We start from the raw sequence: 26,687 nt of genomic DNA, 5'->3' as shown, positions 1-26,687 counted from the left end.
CTCATATACCCATGGTTCGTGTCCTCACGAACCACATACTTATTCGCACTTTCGGTCTGTGGGACACAGACCGAGAAGATTTAATCTTTATTTAGGACTTGAAACGGATACTCAGAAAGAATTCGTGATAGATTCAGCCAAACTGATTTCAAATCTTAATAGTGACATTATAAATACCCCTTGCTTTTGAAGCCGAACTGCCCTGAAGCATACCCGCATATTCCAGCTTAAACTTTTTGGCATTCAACGCCAGCAGCGAAGCAAAGTGATCGCTGGCCACAATTCCTCCACGGGGTGAAAGGCGGTTCATCTCCTGTATCAACGTTATATTTTCACCCTCCACCATTTTAGCATTCCTCTGTCCATCATCCTCCAGATAAACCGGGCCGGCATGAAGGCTTAATTTAATGGGATGATCAACTTTCGGCTGTTGTACCATAATCAACTGGACAAAATCGATGGCACTGGTTTCCGCATCAAAAGAAATGAAGATTGAATCTGGCTTTTGCTCAAAGGCTTTATAGGGTATTAGCTCGTCTGCCAGCTTTGTTTGTACAACTTTATTCACCCGTTCTCTTTCCAGTACGGGTAGTTGCGACAAATCGGCAAGCACCAGGTACAACACCGGGCGGGCAATTTTCTTTTCTATTGTTGGAAAATCACTTGAAACGGGCGCTGCCACCGTTTCCGGGGCAACAAACTGATCGGGGTTAACATTGATATACTTATCCGCAAAAGGCCACACCCGTACGGTATCACGCGTACCGCCTTCCTTTCTCCTTAAATCTGTATCCGAAAGAACGGTTAACAAGGTAGGCTCCTGGTGGTACGATGCACTGCGCAAAACAGCAGTGCCAAAAATTATCCGGCTTTGAAAACTAAAGAGGTCATCAAATCCACCATACTGTTCTTCCGTAACATAGGTAACCGGAAATTTATTCATCAAGCGTTCAAACCGTTCAACCCAGTGGTCACCGGCAAAACGCACACTGATGTTTACAAAATCATCCTTGGCAAATGGAAGAAACAATTGCACCTCTCCACCTGCCTCTTCCATGGCTTCTGCAAACAGAATGTCGCCACCGCAAGCCAACGAACAATAACCTATGCTGGCATTCAATGTTTTGATGGCACCTTTGATTGCCTCCTTAACGTTGCTTTCAATAGACGCAGGGAACCTGGGCACGGTCCGCTCCGGATGATCAATCATATGACCTACAAAGGCCACCACAGCAGGCGGACTGAATACCTTTTGAATTTCTTTGGGTACCGGTGCATAATGGTTCAGCAACCAAAGCTGATTGTAAACGCTGGTAACTTTCCCCCAATCCGTTCCGGCCAATTGCCGTGCTTTAATAAAAAACTCAACCGACTGTGTTCTGTTCTTGGTTAACAGGTGAGCCTCGCCCAACGTGGCCAATTCCCAAAAGTCGGTAGACTCCGGATTAAGCAATGCAATCACCTGAGAAGCAATCTCCCGCCCCTGCGCTGCCCTGCCCGCAATGGCCGACATGGTAGCGGCATTAATGCCAGGATAATAATTCTTAGTAGTCTGAAAGTTTTTTAAGTACGTGTCGCGGGAGAGAATGGCATACTTTGAATCCTGATGTTTTTTGAATAAATCTTTATAGATACCTCCCATGATCCCTGCTGTCTCCGGATCATCGGCATGTTGCTTATAGACCGGTTCCAGATGCTCCAGCGCTGACTCCGGTGAGCCAGACTTGGAAAGACTTAACGCAAGCAATTGATCTACCCGAACCTGATTGACATCTTGAGAACCTTTCAATTTAGTAGTAAGCTGGCGTGCTTCCAGGTAGCGACCGGAACTAACTAATTTCTCGAGAAGTTGTATGGATTCAGACACGTGCGTTTCACTTTTTATCGGAACTTACATGACGCTCAATAAACTTATCATACATTTCTTTAAACTCCTCATGCTTGTACTTACCATCAACCGGTTTCTCCTCCCCTGATTCAGCCTGATTTACCAGTTCAAAATACTTTTGCGGAAACTCATCAGAATACATTTTAGGAATAAAATCAATTTTGGTTAATCCCATATAGGCGGTAAACAAAAGAAATAGAGCGATTAGTACAATAGAGCGATCCCTAACACGTGAAACAAAAGTAAATGCTGATAATTTCTCGCCTTCCACCAACATTTCCCGCTTTAGCCATCCCATAACCAAAAACAACAGCAGCAATAATAATCCAGCACCACCCAATGGCTCAGCCAGTGCGGGTATAAAAGGAACGAACGTCATGGACGCAACATAACACAGTATGCTGCCATGGAACATCACCAAAAGAATAGCCAGCGCACGATTTTTTGATTGCAGATTTTGCCACGTTCGAAATAACCTTAACGAATACGCTGCTAAAAGAATCAGACCAGCCAGACCAAACACTGCTTCCACAAGCGGAAAGCGTATATAGAATACACGCATGGAAAGAATAACCGCTATAACGGTTAAGCCTAGTAATTCAGCAACGGTAACGACTTCCGTTTTGTGCTTTGACCTTAGCTCACCCATTAGCTGGATCAGGAACAACAGACCAAACACAAAAGCTGCGCCTCCCAGAATTTTAATGCCGTAATCATTCTGTGCCATGGAGGCAAATGCACCGAAAATCAGTAGCACAAAAAGCAGGTAGTAATATGGATTATAACGACTCATAGCTGAATTCCTGAGTAATTAATATAGTACGTTTCCCATTCTATAAACCGATCCATGGCTGCCCAACGGGTATCACCTGCAAGGGCATCTCTCTTTTTACAGGCTTCATACAAAATCTGGGTACGGCATATCAGGTCTTCAAATTCGGTAAGGGTATTGGGTATAGACATGCGTGCCCGGAAGAAATTCCCTTCATACGCCACCCCGGTAACCCGGGCAAAAATGGCGTCAAACTTGGCGCCTTCGGGTATTTCGCGTAAAATTTCTATTGCTTCATTGTTGATTGTATTGCTCCCGATGCGGGAGAGTACTAAGATCAGGTTAACACGGCTGTCAAGCCCGTTGGCCAGCGGAGTAAAATCAATCCGGTTTGCATACGTAAATGCAGAATCCAGGTAAACAAAGGTCTCCGGATCAGCATTTTGTTTGAACAACTTTTCTGCAATAAAAATGTAGGAGAATATACGCTCTTCGTTTGTTATAAACTGCCGGATAACCTTTTCGGCATCTTCACGGTAACCAGCCATAATTAAATTTATGGAGAGTTCCTTGAGCATATTCAGGAAGAATATCTTCTCAATGTACTCATACCTATTCTGGGAGCTTTCTATAGTGCCGAAGCTCATCTGCCGGTAATACTCCACACCCACAGTTTGATCACCCCGGTCGAAGGCTCGATTGGCCAGTATCATCAGCGGTAAATTTTTATCGAATGATTTTCCCTGCGGATGCTGAGCGGCAAAGCTTAAGGCATCCTTCAGCACCTGATCAGAAAGCGGATAATGGTTACGCAGGGTAAGTGGTGGCCGGACCGGACTAAAATCGAAGGGCCTGGTTATCCAGGCATGCAATAACTCCATATCCTCAGCCGACCTGAAATGCTCCGACATTCTGCCTGTTCGCTTTAGCCAGTTAAAAAAATAATCAGAATGGTAGTTAGCACTGAACCACCCGTCACGGTAATCAGGATAAACAAATTGCTCCCTGCGGGTAACATCGGTGGTGCGCACACCATCGGAATAATAAGGCAATGTGGTTGAAACCTTGCCTTCCAGGTGAGCAGGATTAACATTTTTATAATGTGTCCAGGCCTCTTCCAGCCAGGCATCCAATTGTTTTTCATCAACCGGCATCTGCCGGTCGTACCAGTATTTGTGTCTGTATAAGGCTTTTCGCTTGCCGTTAAACGCCAGTTGAAATTCCCGTTCATTGGGATCCTTGATGGCGCGGATCACTTTTTCATAATCTTCCATGATCTGATCAAAGAGGGCGCGATCCATGAAATACAAGTTCGGGTAGAGGTAGCCCCGGTACGATCGGAAAGAAGTCTTTTCAATATTCGCCTCTACATACATGGGACTGATGTACCCACCCCTGAGAATCATATTCCGGTAAATCGTAAGGCGTGGATTGTCATCGGTATTTTTTTCGATCCAGTTCAGCACCCGGTCAGCTTTGCTGCGGTGTCCGAACTGGTAAAGAATGGCCAGAATATGCTGATGGTTGTTAAACATGCGGCCCAGTTCGAAGTAACTTCGCTGACCCTCCTGCAACAATGTATTGAAGCACTTTTCCAGGCCGTCAATATCGCCCAGGGCGGCATGTAACGAGGCTATCGTATGATACCCGTTGTTAAAATCATTGGGCTGGCGGCCATTGGGTTCAAAGCTGCCTTTCGGGTAATACACATCAAAGACAGTTTTTGCCTGCGGATTACTGAATGGTGAAATAGCCTGTGCAAGTGTTGTGATCTTTTCCTGAGTTGGATTGGCCAGGGTAAGCCAGTACTGAATGGCCACGTTCAGTTCGAAAGGAACGGCTGGTTTAAATAAGGAAGGCTCTTTGTAAAACCGAAGCACCAGGTTGTTGTTCAGTTCCAGCGCCTTTTGCAATAACTGAAATTTGAAATTATCAGGAGTATAGTACCAGTCGCGTGAAAGGATAATGATAAACTTGTTGCGCTCCAGCAATACGTTTTCAGGCTCCGCTGAGTTAACTAACGCTGCGGAACTTTCATCAATAAATTTCAGCAGATTGGTTTTCAAATCGCCCTCCAGCCGCTTGTCGATGTACATCAGCACGTTGTAGGTTTCTATTGCAAGGCTAAACCGGTTTTTCAAATCAAGTGTCTGCAAGTAGGGCATCAGCGAACCTGAATTGTACCGTTCTTCCATTAACAGATGAAAAGCCTTTGCCTGCAGGTTTACCTCTTCGCTCTTCATCAGGGTCATGGCTTCACTACGCACCCGCTCAATTACCCGCTCATTCTTTTTTTGCTCGGCATCGTACCAATAAAACCCGCTCAGTACCAGCATAATGATAACGGCCATAACCGTAGCGATGCGCTGGGGGCCATACTTCATAAATGCACGGGTCACCATCACTTTTCTCGCGCTCCGTTTCAGGAACGATTGAATATCAGTCAGGGTCTCTTTTGCTTCAGTTGTGGCTTGCTTCTTGTCATCCTGAATATCGGAGTACCTCCGGAGCCAGGCCACATTGGGTTTACAGGTGTTATACCAGTTTTCAAAATAGGTAAGCGGACCGATGGGCAACAGGAAACCGCTGCTCTTTCCACTTTGTTTCCATCGGTTAAGCTGCTTGCGGAAGTCCAGATAAGTGGAGTAAAACTCAAATTCTTTTTCGGCCCACCGGGTGAGTTTGCTCCAGTTGCGTATCAGGCTTTCATGCGTGATGTCCAGCACCGTTTCGGTAGCTAAGGTCTGACTGGTGGGATCATCGGTGATGAACGGCCGGATAAACGAGTTACCCTCCTGCCGGAAAATATTAATCACATCACCAACCACATCGGCTGTAAACTCAGGCGTATTGATAATCTCCGTAATCTCACCGAGCGTCATCCGGTTGCGCACAGCCCGGCTGTTATCAATTTTGGTAAGGCAGCAAAACGCATTCACAATAATGCGTTTGGCATCGTGCTGGCTTAACGGTTTATCGGGATGCTTTTGATTATAAAACTCCCATGCATTTTCGTACAACGTGCTCGCATGTATTTCGATGATCTTGTTCAGCCCGGTTGCCTGGTAAAACTTTTTCTGATTCTCGGGCAAAGCCGAAAACCACGACTCAAATCGCTCCTGCTCCTCATCGGGCAACTCACCGGCAGGCATACCGCCTACCATGGCATAATGAATGAGGTCCATCTCTTCCTGTCCGTTATTGGCTGCGCGCCACACCTGGCTCAGCGCATGCTGAAGTATGGGTAACTGATCTACTCCCTCAGCAATATCAAAAACCAACCGCTCGATCAGTCGTTGCGAGATGCGATTACCACTTAAGATAGCTGGTTCTTCAATAACCTGCTTCAGGTCTTTGCGTTTCAATCGCGGCACAAAGAATTGTGAGAAGCCAATATACTCCGGCAGCCCGCGGAAGGCCGAGCACTGCCCGATGTAATCAGACCGCATGGTGCACACAATGTACACCGGCAGGTTGCGCTTCATGGCAATACGTGCCGTTTCCAGAATCAGATTAACCACCACCTGCGAATCCTGTGATGGAACCTCGTTGTGGTAATTTTCCGGATTGGTGAAAAATTCTTCAAACTGGTCAACAATCACCATCAGGTTGGCGGCATTTCGTTTGCGGTCGCGTTTGTCTGCATCCGAAAGGTTTTTCCAGGCGGAATCTTCCTCATCGGTATAAAACTCGGAATTGGTGTACAGGTCAATCAGTGATGAAAAGCCCCGCTTCAATTCGGTTTCAACAGTTGCTGTGCTCTTGTCGAACTTGTCGGCCAGCGCTACAGCCATATTCCTTACCGGGCTTCGCTCAGGCCTGAAATCAGCCACCACCCAGTTGGTGTACTTCGCTTTAAAAAAGCCGGCACGGGCATTGGGAATTAACCCGGCATAAATCAAGGATGATTTACCTTCACCCGAGGCACCGGTAACCATCAGAAACTTGTTCTGCTCTAACAAGGCAGTTATCTGGTCAACCTGGTAGTCGCGGCCTTTAAAATAAAGACTCTCCTCTTCGGTAAACGACCGGAGGCCGGTGTACGGGCAAACCAGGGTTAACTCAGATGTTTTCATCTATGTAAATTATAAATTCAGTTTGTGGCCTCGGTATGTTCCGGTCAACTTGTTTCCACGATTCGGGCAAGGTGTTTAAGCCAAGCCGATAGCCATACAACAGGTACCAATTAAAAATGGCCTGGTCCGTATCGCTGATCAGCGGTGGAAAATATTGCCTGCCTTCATACAACTTTCCATGAAACCCGTGCGCGGCCGTTACGCGTTGTTGCGCATTGGATTTTCCAAACAGGTTTTTGATAAGACGATTGGCTTCTTCTGAGTTCAATACAGGATCACGCAATGTTAAGGCGTAAGCCACCACCTGCCGGTGAGGCTGGCCTGTGGTAATGCTTCCCACACGATGCAACTCCACCATGGCCGAATCCAGCAACTGTTGTGAACGCGCTTCATCGCCTTTCTCCAGTTGCAATAACACCGATGCCAGTGCATAGACCGATGAACGGTTCAATGGTTTTTTAAATGCACTCAACAGGTTGTAGCCTTCATCAAAGTAGCCGTGTTTGGCAAAGGCTTTTACGGCATACGCGATCAGCCGAAGCGATTGGCCGTTAGCCTGGCCCGGAAATTCCTTTGAACGCAACAGGTTCAGGAACGTAGCCGGTTTTAAGTTGCGGTAGTAGCGCAGCATGCCGGTGGTATCGCCCGCCAGCTCGGCATCACGGCCGGCATACAAATGCATCCAATTGAGGTCGGCCGCTCCGGCATAGTTGTGTTTTGAAATTTCGGCCTCCAGCTTTGCAAAAACTTCAGTCCGTATAGGTTTCGCTACAAAATAAATGGGTGCCCATATTTTCTGGTTGTAATCTTTGAACCAGGTGGTCAGATAACCCAACTCGCTGGCAGTCGGGTAAAACTGGCTGAACAGGTTACGGTCAAGAATATAGCTCATCCACACATCGCTGTAATAAAAAAACATGAAGCTACGGGGCTCCTGGGGATGGAACGGGTAGCGAATATCGGGGTATACAAAAAGGTATTTGCGCGGCACAACAAGCTGGTCAGCGCCCGACACACCCAGCATAGTTTCGGATTGATTAAGGTAGCCGGCATCAATCTTTGTAAAGTAGTCAACGGCCTTATCGAAATAACCGGTTACAGGAAGTTCACCCGCAAGCGGGCTTTCTTTGTTAAACGATTTCATGATACCCTCATTTTTATAGGAGAGCGCCAGTTGATAGTACTGCTGATTCCGGTCTTTGATTGTTGATTCAATGACGGTGCGGAGTTTTTGAAAATACCGGGTGAGGTAGCTCCTTCCGGGAAACTGCAGAATGAGGTTGGAGTTTACATCAAAAAACGGTAGCAAGTGAAGGTTTGACGGTGCACCAAGATAATATTGAAGGGTACGACCAATCATCCGGTCATAAAAATTCTCTTCGCTGATGCCTTTCTTCCGGCAATAGCCTTGCACAAACTGGCCCAGTTCATCACCTGTTTTTCCATACCTGAAGTACATGGCTGCAATGTTCGCTGCATTGTCAGCTCCTGTCGCATAATCCAGCTGAAAGTTCTGCTGGCTGTAACGCAGCAGGGTATCCATACACTGCAGTGATTTGGGTGAATTCCCTGAAGCTGCATATAGATAGGCCAGCACCTGGTACAAGCCGTTATGCCGGAAGCCGTAATCCTGCGCTCCACGCACCAGGAATTTTTCCCTATCGTAGTTTGATTTAACCCAGGAAGACTGTTCATTGCTTTCAAATGGCGATAAAACAGCTAGCCATTCTGCAACCTGCTTTTCATCAACCTTGTGAATGAGCGCATTTTCCAACGCCAGGTTAAAATTCTGGATGTCGTGGAAATCAGCAGGTTGTTTGGATAAAATGTAATTCACCCAATCGGCCGAACGCTTGGCATTTTGTTTTCGCCAGGCGTCAATCTGTTCATCCGGGTTGTGCTGGTAAGCAAACTCCAGCGTTACCCGGAATTCAACTATCCGTCTGAGTATTTTAGAGAGTTCCGCAGTTGAAAGTGTCGAGTAATCAAACTGGCTCAGCAGGCTATCGGTAAGGGCAAGGCTTTCGAAAATTTCCTTCTTCGGCTCATCACCACCGTAAAAGATAAGCATAGTTGAAATCCCTGCAGCAATGTGCTCGCGCTCAACCGGATCGTTAATGGAAGAAACTACTTTCGGGATTGTTGTTATTCCCTGCTTCAACTGCTCCACAATCAGGTTAATCCGGTCAAAGTAGTTTACCTTGGGGTTAGCCGCCAAGGTCAGTGTTTGTTCATAAATGGACTTTAGCACATAGCTGTTTTGCCTTTTGAAATAATCGCGTACAGCAAACGAACTGAGTGTTAACACAATGAGTACGCCCAATACCGCGGCAATTCTTCGCGCCCCATAGCGCATTACAGTGCGGGTAACCGCATGCTTACGTGCGCTTCGTTGCAAGAATTCCTGCGAGTTGCTCAGCACCTGCCTCGCCCGGGTCAGTTTCTTGTTCTGCGCAATGTCTTCGGGCAGGTAGCGGGCAATCCAGTACACATTGGGCTTCACCTTGTTGTACCAGTTTTCAAAATAGGTAAGTTGCCCGATGGATAATAAAAAGCCATTTGATTTTTTGCTTTCCACCCAGCGGCTTAGCTGTTGCTCAAAATCAAGCGACACCGTGTAGTTATCAAACTCTTCTTTCGCCCACTGTTCCAGGTACTCCCAGTTACGAATTAAACTTTCATGGGTAATGTCAAGCACATCATCATCCCGCAAGGTTTGGGTATCCGGATCATCGGTAATAAACGGACGAATAAAAGTATTGCCGGGCTCGCGGAATATATTCAGTACAACACCAACCTCCTTCGATGTGTATCGCTTATCGCCAAGAATGTTGGTTATCTCAGCCAGTGTCATCCGGTTACGAACAGCACGGCTCTGGTCAATTTTTGTGAGGCAGGTAAACGCAACTTTTATAATAGCCTTTGCATCGTCATCGGAAATAACTTGCCCCGTTTTGGTTTGATAGTACTGTGCGGCCTGCTCATAGAGTTTATTGGTGTGCGTATCCAGTACATTCTGAAGGTTCGGTTCATGATAGCAATCTTTAATTTCAGGGGTTAACGATTCAAACCATTTTTTAAAGCGATCAACATGCTCATCAGGCAACTCATTCACCGGCATACCACCCACCATGGCATAATGGATCAAGTCCATTTCTTCGTTGCCGTTGTTGGCGGCCACCCAGATCTGGTTCAGGGCATGTTGTAAAATAGGAAGTTGATCCACGCCCTCCGTAAGATCATGAATCAGGCGCTCGGTTAACCTGCGGGTAATTCTATTACCACTTAGCGTGGCGGGTTCTTCAATAACCTGCTGAAGCTGGGAGCGATTCAATCGCGGAACAAAGAATTGCGAAAACCCGATATACTCGGGCAAACCCCTGAAAGCCGCACACTGACCGATAAAGTCAGAGCGCATGGTGAACACTATATATATTGGGAGATTTTCCTCCAGCGCTATACGGGCTGTTTCGAGCAATATATTGAGTACCAGGTTGGAATCACGCGAAGGCGCACCACGGTGATAATTTTCGGGATTGGTGAAGAATTCCTCAAACTGATCGACCAGAATAATCAGGTTTGCCGAATCACGCTTCAACGCTGCCCTGCCGGCTTCATCAGCTTGCTGCCATGCAACAGAATCCGGATCGGTATATCGCTTCGAGTTTCTGTACAAATCGACCAATGCCGAAAAGCCATGCTGCAATTCTGATTCAACCGTGTTTACATTGGCTATATCCAGTTGATTGGCTACCGACTTACAGAGATTCTTGAATGGTGACCGCTCTGGACGAAAATCCGCCACGCACCACTGGGTATATTTTGATTTTAAAAATCCGGCACGTGCATTTGGGATGATACCTGCATAAACCAACGAAGACTTACCATCACCTGAAGCACCGGTGAGCATTAAAAACTTATTGCGCTGCAACTGCTCGGTTGCCGATTCGATGTTTTCTTCTCTGCCTTTAAAATATAGTGACTCCTCTTCTGTAAAAGAACGAAGGCCGGTGTAGGGGCAAATCTGGTATTCTTCGAACATTTAGGATTGAAGAGTTTAGAGTTTAGAGTTTAGAGTTTCCATATCCCTTCAATTATTTCAGATCAATCACCGTAGTATAAACTTTCTTTACTTCAGCCGGCACTTTGTCTTTGGGCACAATGGTAGAAACTACTTTAGGCGCTTTGAAATTTCGGGCGAGGTTACTCTTGGGATCATCCTCCCCTACCAAAAATAAAGGTGTTGGTGATGAAGCTCCTCCCACTTGTTTCCAGACTTGTTTAATAAAGGGCAGCGCCCAGTCGGCTGCATATTTAAAATAAACAACCGCAAGCTTGCTCCTGGGAATTTGTTGTGTACTGATTTCGCGGTATTGATCCTCACCATCCGGCATAATATTCATGATTTCCACCGGGTACTCATTGCTAAGCTGATCGGTTATTATTTTTGCTTCCACTTCATCCTGCTGATTAAAGATGAAGAATATATCGGTATCCTTTGAGTCATAAACGGTTACGTCCTGCTTCATCATCACCACCCTTATATCATCAACCAATTGCATGGGCCCCTGGCTGTTCGAGAACATCATGTTTCGGGTAATGTTGTTACGGATGTATTTTATAAAGCTCTGCTGGGCAGGCTTAATAGATCCGGCATCCGGATAGAGCCAGATGAATGTGTTAAATTCACCTGATGAATCAATACACTTTTTGGCCTCCAGAAACTGATACTTTGGGAAAGAAACTTCATCATCTGATTCAAATCGTCTTCCATATTCACCGCTGAGCATATGCAGGGAACAAGAGCATTTGGCCAGGTCTTCGGCTACTTTTTTCTTAAATGTTTCGTCATCCGCGGGGCAATCCGTTGCGGGCAATACATTAAAGCCGGCCTTCTGTAATATGATAGCCATCTCCTCGCGCTGCTCTTTTAAATCCGATGACGTCCAGGCCAGGTATATACTCGGGCGTTGGCGGTCTATCACCTGAACTTTTATAGCCGAAGGCAAGGATGTGGTGAATGTTGTGGGGATAATTTGACGGGCGGTAAGATCATGTGCCGAAACAGGAGTGACCGCTTTGCGTTCATTTTGTTTAATTCCCTGAACAATTTCCTTTATGGCATTGGCCAGTTTATTGATCTGGTTTCTATACAGCACTTTGCCGCTGGCTGTTCCGATTTCATCATCTACCGGTCGTAACGGGCGATTTACACCGGCATCGCGGTAAATAAAATCAATGGAGCGCAAAACCCCATTTAATTCCGACTCGAGCAATTTAGTGTCTTCCGTTTCTATCTCATGAATTTTAATAGGCAAAATGCGCGACCCCACATTGCCATTCGGTAACTTAACCATTCTTCCAATGGAATCGCTCTCCGATTCCCGTTTGAAAACTTTAAATTCCTGATTCCAGGCGAAGGATTTCGTATCACAATAGGTTTGTGATATGATGGGAATAAAAATAAGGGACTTAATCTTGGAGTTGATAGACTGATCAACATGATGGGTCTCTTGCAAGCCTTCCTTAGGATTTTTATCAAAAAAAATGGACAGCTTATCTTTTAAGGTAGCGTCCAGTTCCTGATTGAGTTTTTCAACAAACTCGGTTACCCATCCGTCATACTTATTGTCATTGTGCCTGTAACTAACGAAAATATCGTATTCGAAGCCAGAAAGGATAGAGGGCATAGGTGAGGTCTTTTAGTGGCTGTAAGTAATTTACAGTTTAGGGATAAAAAACCAGAAAAGCAATGGAAAGATTTTGTTGAAGTGTTGAATACGATTGCTGAACGAATTGTTCGGGCATTTTAAGCAAGCACCAGGTTAAGCAAACCACTACCCGTTTTTTAGGATTAGTGCGGCATGTTTACCCTGGTGTTTCTATTATATTTGAAACATGCCTTCTATTATCCCCGGTTACGAATACGACATCTTCATCTCTTACCGTCATAAAGACAACAAATACGATGGGTGGGTAAGCGAGTTTGTTAACAATCTTAAAAAAGAAATCTCGGCCACTTTTAAAGAAGACCTGTCAATTTATTTTGACGAGAACCCGCAAGATGGTTTGCTGGAAACCCAGCATGTTGATAAAAGCCTGGAAGGTAAATTAAAATGCCTGATCTTTATCCCCATACTTTCACAAACCTATTGCGATACCAAAAGTTTTGCATGGAAGCATGAGTTCTGCGCATTCAATGAACTGGCCACCAACGATCAGTTCGGCATGTATATTCGGCTGGCAAACGGAAATGTAAACAGCCGAATTTTACCCATCCGCATCCATGAACTGGACGACCAGGACCATGCCTTACTGGAGCAGGAACTTGGCGGAACCCTTCGTGCCATTGATTTCATTTACAGGACACCCGGTGTAAACAGGCCACTTCGTGCACAAGAAGATGAGCCCAAGGAAAATCTCAACCATACCTTTTATCGCGACCAGATAAACAAAGTTGCGAACACCATAAAAAAGTTAGTGGCCGGTATCCGCATGACAAACCCCGGCAGCGAGAAAGTTTCACCTGAGACCAATGCATTTGCAGAAGAAGAGACAAAACAGCCCTTGCGGAAAAGATATCTGTTTCTTGCAGTACCCATGCTTGCCTTGCTATGTGCTTTGTTTTTCTATTTCAAATTTGGGAACGACACAACTACCACAACAGTTGAAAAATCAATTGCCGTACTTCCGTTTGCCGATTTAAGCGCGGAAAACGACCAGGAATATTTCTCTGACGGCCTAAGCGAAGAGTTACTCAACTTACTGGCCAAAATTCCAAATCTTAAAGTTATCTCCCGCACATCGGCCTTTTCGTTTAAAGGTAAAAATGAAGATATACGTGAAATCGGAAAAAAACTTGGCGTTGAAAATATATTAGAGGGCAGTGTACGAAAGTCGGATACGAAAATCAGGATAACAGCACAGCTTATAAAAGTTAAGGATGGGAGCCACATTTGGTCAAAAACGTATGACCGTAACCTGGATGACATCTTTAAAGTGCAGGATGAAATTGCGAATGCCGTTGTTCAGGAATTAAAAATTACCCTTTTAGGGCATGAACTTCATGTTGCACCTGCAAATTCCGAAGCCTTCAACCTATACCTGCAAGGCAAATATTTCTTCGCCAAACGTGACCGGGATAATGTAGAGCGTGCAATTGATCGGTTTAATCAGGCACTGGCCTTGGAAGAAAACAACCCAACCATTTGGGCATCGCTTTCCATTGCTTATGCTTCGCAGGCCAACAACGGTTATATCGATGCAGCAACAGGTTTCGATAAAGCACGTGAAGCTGCACTCAAGGCAATAAACCTGGATGATAATGTAGCCCTTGGGCATTATGCATTGGCCTATATAAAAACATCCTACGATTGGGACTGGGCCGATGCCGATGCCGAATTTAAAAAAGCCCTTTCGCTTGACCCCGCCAACATCGGTGCCATTAACGGTATGGCTAACCTGGCCCTTGCCCTCGGGCGGTTCGATGAAGCCACTGCCCTCTACAAAAAAGCGCTCGAACTTGATCCGCTGCGTCCCATTATCCGGATTAACCTGGGCATGACGATGATGCACAACAACCAACCCCGTCAGGCAAGCGAAATACTTCAGCAAGCACTTGATCTGAATCCTGGATTTCCAACAGCCCATTACAGGTTGGGTTTAAGTTACCTGTTGCAAAACAAAGTTGACGATGCCATTCGTGAATTGAACCTGGAAAGAATTGAAGACTGGAGACTACATGGCCTTGCGTTGGCTGCATCAAAACAAAGCATGAATAAGGCAGATTCGCTCCTGCAAACATTTATCAAAAACTATGGTAATGTAAGTGCCTTTCAGGTTGCCGAAGTTTACGGATATCGAAATGAAAACGACCGCGCTTTTGAATGGCTTGAAAAAGCTTACCAACAACGCGATGGCGGTTTGGGTACACTGCTTGGAAACCCCTGGTTAAGGGGACTTGAATCCGATCCGCGGTATTACTCTTTTCTAAAAAAAATGGGGTTTAAAACCAACTAAATCCACTTTTAGAACATTTCAGGCAGCTACAACCCCTCCCAACTTTAGGATGGGAAATGAAATCTTTTTACATTTATTATCCTCATCTCTCAATAAACCTAAACAATCAAAGTCTATGGAAAAGTCAAAGAAAGTATTCCTTGGCGTGGTGGCTGTAGCCATTATTGCAGCCGCAGGATACTACATGGCCGGTGGCACCTTCAACTTCTCGGCCGAAGATGCTGAAGGCTCCGGCATTGGCGGAGTTAAAAAGGCCAAGAAGTACAAAAGCGAAAATGCAACCGCTGAGGTTGACCTGGAAGGAACCGATGTACAGCAATTGTTGCAGAACGATCAGTTCCAACGCATGATGAACGACCGCAACTTTCGCGAGTTGATGAAATCGCCCGAGTTTACTGAATTGGCGAAGAATGCACAGTTTCTTGATCTGGCAAAAAGCCCAGCCTTTACCGACCTGGCAAAAAATGCACAGTTTCTTGACCTGGCCAAATCATCAACCTTTACGGACCTGGCAAAAAATCCGGCCTTTGCCGAACTGGCGAAAAACGCGGAGTTCATGGAGCTGGCAAAGTCACCCGCTTTTGCCGAGTTAGCAAAGTCACCTTCATTTGCTGAACTTATGAAGTCATCGCAATTTATGGATGTGGCTAAAAATCCAGCCTTCGCTGAACTCGCAAAAAATCCCGCTATGATGGACCTGGCACGTTCCAGCCAGTTTTCAGAGCTCGCAAAAAATCCAGCCTTCGCTGAACTCGCAAAAAATTCCAGCTTCCAGGAATTGGCCAAAAACCCGGCTTTTGTTGCGCTGGCAAAAAATGCGCAGTTTGTTGACCTGGCGAAAAATCCTGCCTTTGCTGACCTGGCCAAGAACCCGGTGTTTGTGGAACTTGGTAAGAATGCCCAGTTTATGGAACTGGCAAAGTCACCAGCCTTTGTTGACTTAGCTAAAAATGCACAGTTTGCTGACTTGATGAAATCACCTCAATTTTTGGAAGTGGCCAAGTCACCTCAATTTGCTGACCTGGCACGTAATGCCCAGTTTGCCGACCTGGCGAAGAATCCGGCATTTGCTGACCTCATGAAAAATCAAACCTTTACCGAGTTAATGCGATCATCCCAATTCTCGCAGCTTGAAAAAATGGCATCGGCTAATTTCGAATAACCAAAAGGTTAACCCATAAAAAAGAGATAACAGTAAAGTTATCTCTTTTTTTTCAAGATGATTTTTTGTGGCATGCTTAGAAAATTAACCTACCTGCTCATTCTTTCAATCATAAGCCCTGCGTGGGCTCAATTAAACATGATTGAAACCAAAGACATGCGGTTGGTTTCGTACGACTTTGGCCATAAATATGTACTACCGCATGCTGGCAGATGCTTTCACAATGCCCTGAACTACCACCGAAAACTTTTCGAGTACGAGCCCACTGAAAAAATAACCGTGCTTATTCAAGACTTCGGTGATTTTGGAAATGGCGGGGCCACGGCTGTTCCACGCAATGCCATAAGCATGGGGCTATCACCCTTCAGTTACACCTTTGAAACCAGCCCGGCTGGCGAACGTGTTTTCAGCTTAATGAACCACGAATTGGTACATGTTGTGGCGCTTGACAATTCCAGCAGCAGTGATCGGTTTTACCAGAAATTTTTTTTTGGAAAAGTGTTGCCCACCAATTCCAATCCAATATCCGCCTTCTACAGTTACCTCACCAGCCCCAGGCGCTACGCTCCACGGTGGTATCATGAAGGTATTGCCTCGTATGTTGAAACATGGATGAGCGGTGGTGTAGGCCTGGCTATGGGCAGTTACGATGAGATGGTTTTCCGCACAAAAGTTTTACAAAACGACCGCATTTATACGGCACAAGGTCTCGAGTCGGAAGGAACCACTACTGACTTCCAGGGAAAAACCAATTCTTATTTATATGGTACACGTTTTATGGGCTACCTGGCCTATGAATATGGACCCGATAAAATTATCGATTGGGTAAAACGGAAAGACGGCAGCCGCAGATCGTACTCAGCAAATTTTAAACATGTATTTGGTCAATCGCTGAATGAAGGATGGAGGAACTGGATTGAGTTTGAACGCACCTGGCAAGAATCCAATATAGAACGCCTGAAAGAATTTCCCATTACAGAAGCCCAACCGGTAACCACCAAAACAATCGGATCGGTTTCGTATCCCTACTACGATCGTAAAAGAAATAAGGTATACATGGCCGTAAATTATCCGGGCCAGGCACCGCACCTGGCAGCCTTGAACTTGCAAAATGGCAGGATGGAAAATCTTACCGATATAAAAGGGGCAGCTTTGTTTTATGTTTCGTCTGTTGCCTTTGATGAAGACGCTGACATACTTTACTTCACTACAGACAATGATGCCTGGCGCGACCTTAACAGCTATAACATCAAAACAAAAAAGGTTACCCGTCTTCAAAAAGATTTTCGAACCGGTGACCTCGCCCTCAATAAAACCGATAAATCCATTTGGGGCATTAAACATTTAAACGGTTTCTCCACCATTGTAAGGATTCCGAAAGAAAACCCTGAAGAGACACAGGCACCCTACAGCTTATGGCAACAAAAGTATACCCTACCCTACGGCCATGACATTTTTGATATTGATGTATCGCCTGACGGAAAAAAACTCAGCGCAGCGGTGTCGGACTACAAGGGCAATCAATCCCTGCTGATTTACAACCTCGACAGCCTGATGCTCAACAAAGTTTCAGTTGACACCGTGTTTAATTTCGAAGTATCATCACCACAAGGGTTTCGCTTCACCGATGACGGAAAATACCTGTATGGGTCATCGTATTACACAGGGGTGAGCAATATTTTTAAAGTTGACTTAACCGACTCGCTGCGGATAAGCGCCATGAGCAACGCCATTACCGGCTTGTTTCGACCTATCAAAATTTCAGATGAAAAGCTCTTTGCTTTTAATTTTACCAGTGATGGCTTTCAGCCTGTATTCGTGCCCAACAATCCACTGGAAGATGTTCCGTCAATCGAATTTTTAGGAAATGAAACCATTGCCAAACATCCCGTGCTTCAAACATGGGAGCTTCCTATTGCAAATCCCCAACAAATAAAAATCGAAGAACTTGTTACGAAAGAAGGCCGCTATCAACCCGGCAAATTAATCCGTTTAAATTCGGCCTACCCAATCCTTACCGGTTATAAAAACTTTGTTGGTGCCGGTTATACCGTAAACCTTGGCGATCCGCTAAGCTTCAGGGAAATTGAAATTACCGCAGCGTACACACCACAAGCGTGGCGCAACGGCCTGGCCACCGAAGCCGACACCACCAATCTTGTTATTGATAAAGACGAGCAGTTTCATTTTGCGGTTACTGGCAAAATCGGTCGGCTCAATTTCAACTTCGCTTACAACCCCACCAGTTTTTACGATCTTTTTGGCCCTATGCGCACCTCCCGAAAAGGTACCATGGGACGCGTGGATTTTACCCGAACGCTACTGTGGGATTTGCCCCGTAGACTTGATTTGACTGTTGGCCTTGGCGGATTCTATGGGCTGGAAAAATCGCCCGAGTTCCAGCAGATCGAAACAAAGGGGTTTGACAATAACCTGTTCGTAAATTTCGATGGTACCTTGTTATACACCAACCTGCGTGGCTCGCTTGGGGCTGTTGATGCAGAAAAAGGCATTAAGGCTATGGCACGGTCCATTTCGGCAGTATCCAATGGAAAAGCCTACAGCAGTGCTATTGCATCGCTTGACCTGGGCTTTCAATTGCCTATCAATCATTTCTCGCTTTGGTGGCGAACTTCCGCGGGTCACTCATTTAGCGATTCGTTCAATCCTTTTACACGCTTTGGCTTCGCAGCCTTCGGCAATAACTATATCGACTACCAAAGCGCCAGGCGATACCGTAATATTTTTTCGTTTCCGGGTTTAGGCTTTGAAGCAAGCAAGTTTATCATCGCCAAGTCTTTTACTAAAAGCATGGTGGAATTTGTACTGCCGCCTATCCGCTTTCGCGAATTCGGTGGCCTTAACCTGTATTCCAATTGGATGCAGTTCACCCTGTTTTCATCCGGCATAGTAACGGGTGACCGAACAGCTTCCGACAATCGTTTTATCAATGTTGGTTCGCAGGTTGATTTTAAAATCGTAATTTTCTCCCTGATGGAATCAACTTTTTCTATCGGTTACGCCAATGCATTTGATTTGAATGACAACAATAAGCGGTTCAGTGAATGGATGGTTTCTTTAAAATTGCTTCGCTAACTTTTAATTACTAACGATTGTGCATACCTTCTTTCTTGTCACCATTGCACTAACGCCCGGCATTGCCATTGCCATTTACATGTATACGCATGACAAACATGAACCTGAGCCAATACAATTGCTATTACTGAGTTTCTTTTATGGGGCGCTTAGTTTAGGCGTTAACCTGGCCATAGCCCTTCCGGTGGATTCACTCATTCACATTAGCGAAAAGAACCTTACCAACCAGGCGGTATATGCTTTTGGCGTAGTGGCCTTCCTGGAAGAGTTCAGCAAATTTATTTTTGTTAGAGGAATTCTGTATCGAAACAATAACTTCAATGAACCACTTGATGGTATCGTATATTCCGTAATGGTGGGCATGGGCTTTGCTACAGCCGAGAATATCATTTACGTTTTACAGGGGGGTGGAGGTACTGCCATTGTTCGGATGTTTTCGGCCATACCGGCACATGCCCTCTTTGCCGTGCTGATGGGCTATTGGTTAGGCAAAGCAAAGTTCACAAATACCCGCGAGTTTTATTATGGTACGGTAGCCTTAGTGGTGGCCACACTTTTCCATGGTATTTACGATTACTTTCTTTTTATTTCCTTCGTTCCCGGTATTTGGGTATGGTCATTTGTTTCCCTGATTATTGCCTTTGCATTGGCGCGGAAAGCTGTGCGGCTCCATCAAGCGGCATCGCCATTTATCGATACCAAAAAAGAAACACAAGAAATTGTCATTAAACCGGATTAATCTTGATTATGGACAAACGAACATTTTTAAAAAGCATTTCATTGGTGGCCGTAAGTAGCAGCCTACCAACATTAAAGGCCATGGATAAAATTATTAACAAGGTAAGCCACTTGCCCGCTGAAGCTGTGGCCAGCGATGAGGACTTTTGGGAAACCGTTCGCGATGGCTACCGGCTTAAGCCGGATTACATCAACCTTGAAAACGGATACTATTGTTTTCTGCCACAGGAAACATTAGAAAACCATATTGATCATATTCGGGAAATCAATTACCAGGGATCGTACTACATGCGTACGGTACAATGGGAGAACAAACGCAAAGCCGCAGCTCGCCTGGCCAGTATTGCCGGATGCTCACCTGAGGAATTGATCATTACCCGTAACACAACCGAATCGCTGGATATGATTATAGGCGGGCAGGATTGGAAAAAAGGCGATGAGGCAGTGATGGCCGAACAGGATTATGGCTCCATGCTGGGCATGTTCAAGCAAGTTCAAAAACGCTACGGTGTTGTACTGAAAACAATTTCAGTACCTAATCATCCAAAAAGTGATGAAGAGATAGTGCAGCTTTATGAAAAGGTCATTACGCCAAAAACAAAATTGCTGATGGTTTGCCACATGATCAACATCACCGGGCAAATACTTCCTATCCGTAAGATCTGTGACATGGCCCATCGAAAAAATGTAAAGGTGATGGTGGACGGAGCGCATGCCTTTGCGCACATCAAATTTTCTATTCCGGATTTGGGCTGTGATTTTTATGGATCAAGTTTGCATAAGTGGTTAAGTGTACCACTCGGAGCAGGAATCCTGTATGTAAAGAAAGAACACATCAATTCCATATGGCCGGTGTTTGCACCTTTCGATGACAAAGCGGATGACATTTACCGGCTCAACAATGTAGGAACGCACCCCGTCCACACCATATTGGCCATTAATAATGCCATTGATTACTACGAAAAAATAGGGGCAGAAAGAAAGGAAGCAAGGCTTCGGTATTTGCAAAACTACTGGACTAGTAAAGTTCGCGATTTACCGCACATTGTTTTTAACACACCGGCTGATCCTGGGCGCTCGTGCGGTATTGCCAATGTGGGTGTTAAGGGAATGAAGCCACAAGATCTGGCCAAGACACTGATGGATAACTACAAGATATTTACCGTGGCTATTGATGGAGCCAACGTGCACGGATGCCGGATAACCCCGAACATCTACACCACCACCCAGGAACTGGATGTGTTTGTTAAAGCTTTGAAGGAATTAGGATGAGGCGCTAGCTGCGAAGCACTTTATTCAAAATACGCCTGGCATTGCCACCGGCAATTTTGGCAACATCTTTATCACTGAGCCCCTTCGCTTGCAGACCGTTAAGCCACTCGCCCACCTGCAGGTAGCTGGAGAGTACAGGCCTGAAGTTGGCATCCATGTCAGTACCCAGCCCAACGTGATCAATACCAACCACGTCAACCAGTCGCAGGGTGTTGTCAACAAAATCAGCGAGGTCCGCATTCAATCCGCTGGGCCACACACCGATAACACCATCGGTGCCGGCTACAACACGTGCATGATCAACCGATACCATTCGCTTGGCTACGGGGTGCTGACTGCCGTTATGAAGCATACTGTGCGACAGCATGATGGGATGCGTTGTGACTTCGGCAACCGCTTTGGTTGTTTCATAACTGGCATGCGCCACATCAATGAGCATACCGAGTTTGTTCATTCGTTTTACCGCTTCAACACCCGCTAGCGAAAGACCGTTGTGCTGCGGGGATTCGGTTTGTAAATCGCCCAACTCGTTTGGGTGGTAGTGAACCAGTTGAATGGACCGGATGCCATCGTTATACATTTCTTCCAGGCGGCCGGCATCGCCCTCCAGGTAATCGCCACCTTCAATTGAAATGAAGGCCGATACCTTTCCTGGATTTTTATCAAACGTACTCTTTTCCGTTGCCAACACAACGGACGTGGAAGTCTGAATTGCCTCCCTCACCAAACCAAGCTGGCGTTTGTAATCTATCCAGGCCTCGCCTTTTGCAAAATTTCCAAAAGGCCGGACGCCATCCGGGCCTACTTTAATGATGCGCGCATCGGCCACCAGCGAAAAAAATGCTCCGGCCACATTGCCATCTTTCATCTCTGATAACGTCTTCTTAAACGCGGCATCACCCGGATACTGCTCACTGCCTTTGGCAAAAAAAATACCCGGGTGGGTGTGTAAATCAAAACACGGTATTGTTACGAAAGGGGTAAAACTGAATAACGGTTGAACCAGCGCTGCGCCTGTTGCCAGGGTAGCAGTTGATTGGATAAATTTTCTGCGTGTCACCATAATGTAAAAATAAAACATCCCTAATTATTTCCAGTAGAGTCCTATTTTGCAACTATATAAAATAATATTCCTATGAGACGCCATTGGATTTTTGCGCTGATTGTGCTGCTTTCTTGTGCCAAAAGCCCGGAACCCTTTAAACACGAAATGAACCCGGGCGGTACATACCCATGGACTTATAAGCCGGTCGGTAAGCAAACGGATGATTTCAGCTTTGCCGTTATTGGCGATTTACACAGTGGTGAACGGGAAGGAATATTTGAAATAGCCGTTGAACAACTGAATTTAATAAGACCTGATTTTATTCTCAGCGTTGGCGATTTAGTAGACGGTGGCACAGAAGATACGGTTGTACTTAAACAACAATTCGATCATTTTGATAATCGGGCCAACAAACTCAAATCACCCTTCTTCCACGTGGTCGGCAATCATGATATCACCAACCTCACCATGCGAAGCTATTGGGAGAAAAGATATGGCAAGCGCTACTATCACTTCATTTACAACGATGTACTGTTCCTGGTTTTAGATTCAGAGGATTACAGCGAAAGCAGAATGCAGGAGATTTTTGTTGCCAGGGCCAAGGCTATTGAAGTGTTGGAAGGGCCAAATCCGGAATTGGCCCGGCAAATGGATTACTTCAAAATGACCGAACGTGCTACAGGAGAAATTGGTGCTGAACAATCAGCCTACTTTGAAAAAGTTATTGCCGATAATCCCAAGGTGCGATGGACGTTCCTGTTTATGCACAAGCCGGTATGGAAAAGAGAAGGTGATGGAAATCTATCCCGTATTGAAACGGCTTTGGGAAATCGCAATTATACTGTGATCAACGGTCATTTTCATGAATATTCACACACCGTGAAAAATGACAAGGACTATATTATGGTGGCCACAACCAGTGGTGGGCAAAATCCATTAAGCCAAAATGCATTCGATCATATTACCTTGATCACGCTGGATAGTGAAGGTCCACACATAGCCAATCTCCGCCTCGATGGCATTCTGGACAAAACAGGAAAAATACCGTTAGGGGGTGATAGCTTATGCTTTCAGGCATCAAGATGCAGGGAAAAGTAGCCACAACATTTAATTATACCTTACCGATATAAGGTTCTGATTAGCTAGGTATAGGTTTAACAGAACACTGAAGGCAGTCTTTAGCATCAACTTTTTTACTAACTTAAGGCAATGTATCACCTTGTTTATACGAGCCATGCCACCAACCCACTTACCCCGGAAGAACTGATTCAGCTTTTGAAAGAATCAAGGTTGTACAACAAACAACATCACATTACCGGTATGCTCTTGTACCTCAATGGTAAGTTCATTCAAATATTAGAAGGCAAAAAAGAAGATGTTACCGGGGTTTACGCAAACATATGTCGTGACAAGCGCCACCATCGGGTAATCACCATTATGGAGGGCAATTCACCAAGTCGCATTTTTCACGATTGGTCAATGGGCTTTAAAATGCTTTCCCATTCAGAGTTTGAAGACATTACTGGCTTTAAAGATATTGATCACTTCTTTGAACGTAATAAAGCCAAAGACAAGGGTAACTTGCTTTACACCTTTCTTACACTTTTCTACAAAAAAAACATTGTGGATTATGCTGAGTTACCTGAATGAATCCATGATTTTTATCATATCCTGAACGATTATCCCACCAGGCCTGTTGCCCTAATGTAGTCATACGCGTGATTACCGGATTGTTCTGAAAGTATCAGAATGGTAAAACTACATTAAACCTTAAGGTATGAATACAACAACTAAAGTAGCGATTGGCGTTTTGGCCGGTGCATCGGTAGGCATTCTGACTGGACTCCTGCTCGCCCCCAATAGCGGCAAGAAAACCATCAAAAAACTGATGGGAAAAACAAACGAACTGAAGGATCAGATGACGGATTCAATGCTTGATGTAAAAAAGGCTTACAACAAGCGTGTTGATGTACTGGTAGATGATGGGAAAACAGCCATCAATTCGTTAAAAAGCAGCCTGAAAGTATAGCGGCAAATCACCATAATTCTTTAGAGGGTTAAGGCCCTGCATACACCGCCAAAAGGCGGTGTATTTTTTTACCCGGCAATAAACCAGGGTATGATGGCAATGAGTAAACTAACCAAAAACCAAAACAGGAGTTTCTTATCTGTCTTCGACATATAACGATTGGTATGCACCTTGGAACGGAGGAGTGTTTCAAAAGTTTGAAGATTAACTACCCGTTAACAAATTTTAACCTTCAAAAAAGAGGTGTTATACTTGTCTTTTCAACCACCAATAACCATCATGACCAAATTTACCTTTACCGAAAAAAAAGATACCCGCTCAGGCTTTGGTATCGGGTTGCTGGAACTAGGCCGTAAAAATCCCAATGTGGTTGGCCTTTGTGCCGACCTTACAGGCTCGTTAAAAATGGATGCCTTTAAAAAGGAATTCCCTGAAAGATTTTTTCAAGTGGGCATTGCCGAAGCAAACATGATGGGGCTTGCAGCCGGCATGACCATTGGCGGCAAAATTCCCTTTACCGGAACGTTTGCCAACTTTTCTACCGGACGGGTTTATGACCAGATTCGTCAGTCAATAGCCTATTCACACAAAAACGTTAAGATATGTGCATCTCACGCGGGTGTAACCTTGGGTGAAGATGGTGCAACACACCAAATACTGGAAGACATTGGCATGATGAAAATGCTGCCGGGCATGACGGTGATTGTTCCGTGCGATTATAATCAAACCAAGGCCGCTACTTTGGCACTTGGCGATCATCATGGGCCTGCCTACCTGCGCTTTGGCCGCCCTTCGTGGCCTATTTTTATGGCGGCCGATAGGCCATTTACAATAGGCAAAGCCGATAAACTGATTGACGGAACCGATGTAAGCATTTTTGCCTGTGGCCACATGGTGTGGCAGGCTATTGAAGCTGAAGCTGCATTGGCCGAAAAAGGAATCCGTGCAGAAGTCATTAACATTCACACTATTAAACCATTGGATGTAGAGGCCGTTCTGGAATCCGTACAGAAAACAAAGTGCGTTGTTACCTGTGAGGAACATCAGATCAATGGCGGTTTAGGCGACAGCATTGCCCAGGTTTTAGGTCGGCATTTCCCGGTTCCCCTTGAAATGGTAGCGGTAAACGATTCGTTTGGGGAGAGTGGTACACCCACTCAATTATTAAAGAAATATGGTCTTTCGCCTGAAAACATCGTTAGCGCAGCCGAGCGAGCGGTCGCCCGGAAAAAATAAATTGTAAAATTTCGTGAGGCAACGAAACTTAAATCGTAATATTACGATTAATCAAGCATGGGATTAACCAAAACCACAGGCTTCAGCAAAGCCGAAATTGAAACTGCCGAACTGGCCAAAGCACTGGCACATCCTGCCCGTATCGCTATCCTCAAGCACCTGGTCAATACAAAGAGTTGCATTTGCGGTGATATTGTAGATGAACTCCCCCTCTCCCAGTCTACAGTATCGCAACATCTAAAGGAACTCAAAGATGCAGGCATTATTAAAGGAAACATCAGCGGCACCAGTGTGTGCTACTGCATTGATGAAAAGATGTGGAACAAAGCCCGCAAAGTATTAGTTGATTTATTTGAAAGCTACAAAGGCCAAGACTGCTGCTAAAATTTTTTGCCTCGTTGAATCGCAATATTACGATAATACACTTTAACTTTATACCATTATGAATACCAGCACAACATCCGAAAATCTTAAACAACTGGTTAAAGAAAAATATGGTCAGATTGCCGATCAGAGCTATACCGAAAACGCAACGAGCTGTTGTGGTGCCGGTGGTAGTTGTTCCACCATTGATTACGCTATCATGGCAGAAGACTACACCAAACTAAAAGGTTACGTTGCCGATGCTGACTTAGGATTAGGCTGCGGCTTACCAACTGAGTTTGCCCTGATTAAAGAAGGTGATACGGTTATTGATTTAGGATCAGGAGCCGGCAACGATGCCTTTGTTGCCAGAAGCTTAACCGGAGAAAAAGGGAAAGTGATTGGTATTGATTTTACGGAGAAGATGATTGATAAGGCCCGCATCAACGCAGAAAAGTTGGGATTCAATAATGTAGAGTTCCGGCATGGCGATATTGAACGGATACCCGTTACAGCGAATGTTGCCGATGTGGTCGTGAGCAATTGCGTACTCAACCTGGTGCCCAACAAAAAACAAGCTTTCGCAGAAATGTTCCGGGTAATAAAACCCGGTGGCCACTTTAGTGTTTCAGATATTGTTCTTCAGGGAGAATTACCTTCAGGTCTTCAAAAAAGTGCCGAGATGTATGCCGGATGTGTAGCCGGGGCCGTTCCTCAGGAAAAATATCTTCAACTGGCTAAAGATGCCGGATTTGAAAACTTAGTTATTCAGAAGGAAAGAAAGATTACCATTCCGGAGGAGATACTTTCAGCATACCTGAACAAAGATGAACTGATAAAATACAAAGACGGAGCATTGGGCATCCTTAGCATTACCGTGTATGGAGAAAAACCAGGAGCAGATCGGGTTAAGGAGTTGGCTGAAGAGAAAAAAGCCGCTTGCTGCGGACCAGAATCGAATTGTTGCTGAACCGTTACTAACTAATACTTA

17 protein-coding genes are annotated in these 26,687 nt (G+C 45.2%); 11 read left to right on the top strand and 6 right to left on the bottom strand.

Annotation, left to right across the window (positions count from 1 at the left end; translation table 11 throughout):
• Window positions 1-148 precede the first annotated feature (148 nt).
• Genes KIT51_09125 through KIT51_09105 form a run of 5 tightly spaced genes read right to left on the bottom strand, consistent with a single transcriptional unit; the run spans window position 149 to window position 12,426 of the window.
• Complete coding sequence (locus tag KIT51_09125; protein ID UYN88385.1) at window positions 149-1,867, bottom strand: DUF4071 domain-containing protein; 1,719 nt, start codon at window positions 1,865-1,867, stop codon at window positions 149-151.
• Window positions 1,868-1,874: 7 nt separating this feature from the next.
• Complete coding sequence (locus KIT51_09120) at window positions 1,875-2,681, bottom strand: hypothetical protein (protein UYN88384.1); 807 nt, start codon at window positions 2,679-2,681, stop codon at window positions 1,875-1,877.
• Entirely contained in the window at window positions 2,678-6,736 is a 4,059-nt protein-coding gene (locus KIT51_09115) for a hypothetical protein (protein UYN88383.1), read from the bottom strand. Before KIT51_09115 ends, KIT51_09120 begins: the two co-directional genes overlap by 4 nt.
• Window positions 6,723-10,778 carry an ATP-binding protein gene (locus KIT51_09110; protein UYN88382.1) on the bottom strand — a complete coding sequence of 1,352 codons (4,056 nt, stop codon included), beginning with the start codon at window positions 10,776-10,778 and terminating at the stop codon, window positions 6,723-6,725. The genes KIT51_09115 and KIT51_09110 overlap by 14 nt, the downstream gene beginning before the upstream one ends.
• Before the next feature lie 52 nt (window positions 10,779-10,830).
• Window positions 10,831-12,426: a hypothetical protein gene (locus KIT51_09105; protein UYN88381.1), complete on the bottom strand. Its 1,596-nt coding sequence runs from the start codon at window positions 12,424-12,426 to the stop codon at window positions 10,831-10,833.
• 208 nt (window positions 12,427-12,634) lie between these two features.
• Here KIT51_09105 and KIT51_09100 point away from each other — a divergent pair, with 208 nt between their 5' ends.
• The 5 genes from KIT51_09100 to KIT51_09080 all read left to right on the top strand — a co-directional run bounded on the left by KIT51_09100 (window position 12,635) and on the right by KIT51_09080 (window position 21,023).
• Entirely contained in the window at window positions 12,635-14,755 is a 2,121-nt protein-coding gene (locus KIT51_09100) for a tetratricopeptide repeat protein (GenBank protein ID UYN88380.1), read from the top strand.
• Window positions 14,756-14,870: 115 nt separating this feature from the next.
• Entirely contained in the window at window positions 14,871-15,917 is a 1,047-nt protein-coding gene (locus tag KIT51_09095; GenBank protein ID UYN88379.1) for a hypothetical protein, read from the top strand.
• Window positions 15,918-15,989: 72 nt separating this feature from the next.
• Window positions 15,990-19,013 carry a hypothetical protein gene (locus KIT51_09090; protein UYN88378.1) on the top strand — a complete coding sequence of 1,008 codons (3,024 nt, stop codon included), beginning with the start codon at window positions 15,990-15,992 and terminating at the stop codon, window positions 19,011-19,013.
• A gap of 19 nt (window positions 19,014-19,032) precedes the next feature.
• Window positions 19,033-19,752: a PrsW family intramembrane metalloprotease gene (locus tag KIT51_09085; GenBank protein ID UYN88377.1), complete on the top strand. Its 720-nt coding sequence runs from the start codon at window positions 19,033-19,035 to the stop codon at window positions 19,750-19,752.
• Window positions 19,753-19,760: 8 nt separating this feature from the next.
• Window positions 19,761-21,023 (top strand): aminotransferase class V-fold PLP-dependent enzyme, encoded by a 1,263-nt coding sequence (locus KIT51_09080; GenBank protein UYN88376.1) that lies wholly within the window; start codon window positions 19,761-19,763, stop codon window positions 21,021-21,023.
• Window positions 21,024-21,027: 4 nt separating this feature from the next.
• Here the strand turns inward: KIT51_09080 and KIT51_09075 are convergent, their stop codons facing one another.
• Complete coding sequence (locus KIT51_09075; GenBank protein UYN88375.1) at window positions 21,028-22,086, bottom strand: membrane dipeptidase; 1,059 nt, start codon at window positions 22,084-22,086, stop codon at window positions 21,028-21,030.
• 72 nt (window positions 22,087-22,158) lie between these two features.
• Here KIT51_09075 and KIT51_09070 point away from each other — a divergent pair, with 72 nt between their 5' ends.
• From KIT51_09070 to KIT51_09045, 6 genes are all read left to right on the top strand, one after another.
• Entirely contained in the window at window positions 22,159-23,166 is a 1,008-nt protein-coding gene (locus KIT51_09070; protein UYN88374.1) for a metallophosphoesterase, read from the top strand.
• Window positions 23,167-23,277: 111 nt separating this feature from the next.
• Entirely contained in the window at window positions 23,278-23,718 is a 441-nt protein-coding gene (locus tag KIT51_09065) for a BLUF domain-containing protein (protein UYN88373.1), read from the top strand.
• Between the two features lie 127 nt (window positions 23,719-23,845).
• Window positions 23,846-24,097, top strand: coding sequence for a YtxH domain-containing protein (locus KIT51_09060; GenBank protein ID UYN88372.1), 252 nt, complete (start codon window positions 23,846-23,848; stop codon window positions 24,095-24,097).
• Window positions 24,098-24,376: 279 nt separating this feature from the next.
• Window positions 24,377-25,333 carry a transketolase family protein gene (locus tag KIT51_09055; protein UYN88371.1) on the top strand — a complete coding sequence of 319 codons (957 nt, stop codon included), beginning with the start codon at window positions 24,377-24,379 and terminating at the stop codon, window positions 25,331-25,333.
• A gap of 57 nt (window positions 25,334-25,390) precedes the next feature.
• Entirely contained in the window at window positions 25,391-25,717 is a 327-nt protein-coding gene (locus tag KIT51_09050) for a winged helix-turn-helix transcriptional regulator (protein ID UYN88370.1), read from the top strand.
• 58 nt (window positions 25,718-25,775) lie between these two features.
• The gene (locus tag KIT51_09045) at window positions 25,776-26,666 is read left to right on the top strand and encodes an arsenite methyltransferase (GenBank protein ID UYN88369.1); all 891 of its coding nucleotides are present in this window, start codon (window positions 25,776-25,778) and stop codon (window positions 26,664-26,666) included.
• The last annotated feature ends 21 nt before the right edge of the window (window positions 26,667-26,687 follow it).

The sequence above is a fragment of the Cyclobacteriaceae bacterium genome, from assembly GCA_025808415.1.
Lineage (GTDB): Bacteria > Bacteroidota > Bacteroidia > Cytophagales > Cyclobacteriaceae > UBA2336.
Note: the sequence above shows the minus strand (reverse complement) of the source record. Positions and strands in the feature narration are given on the sequence as shown.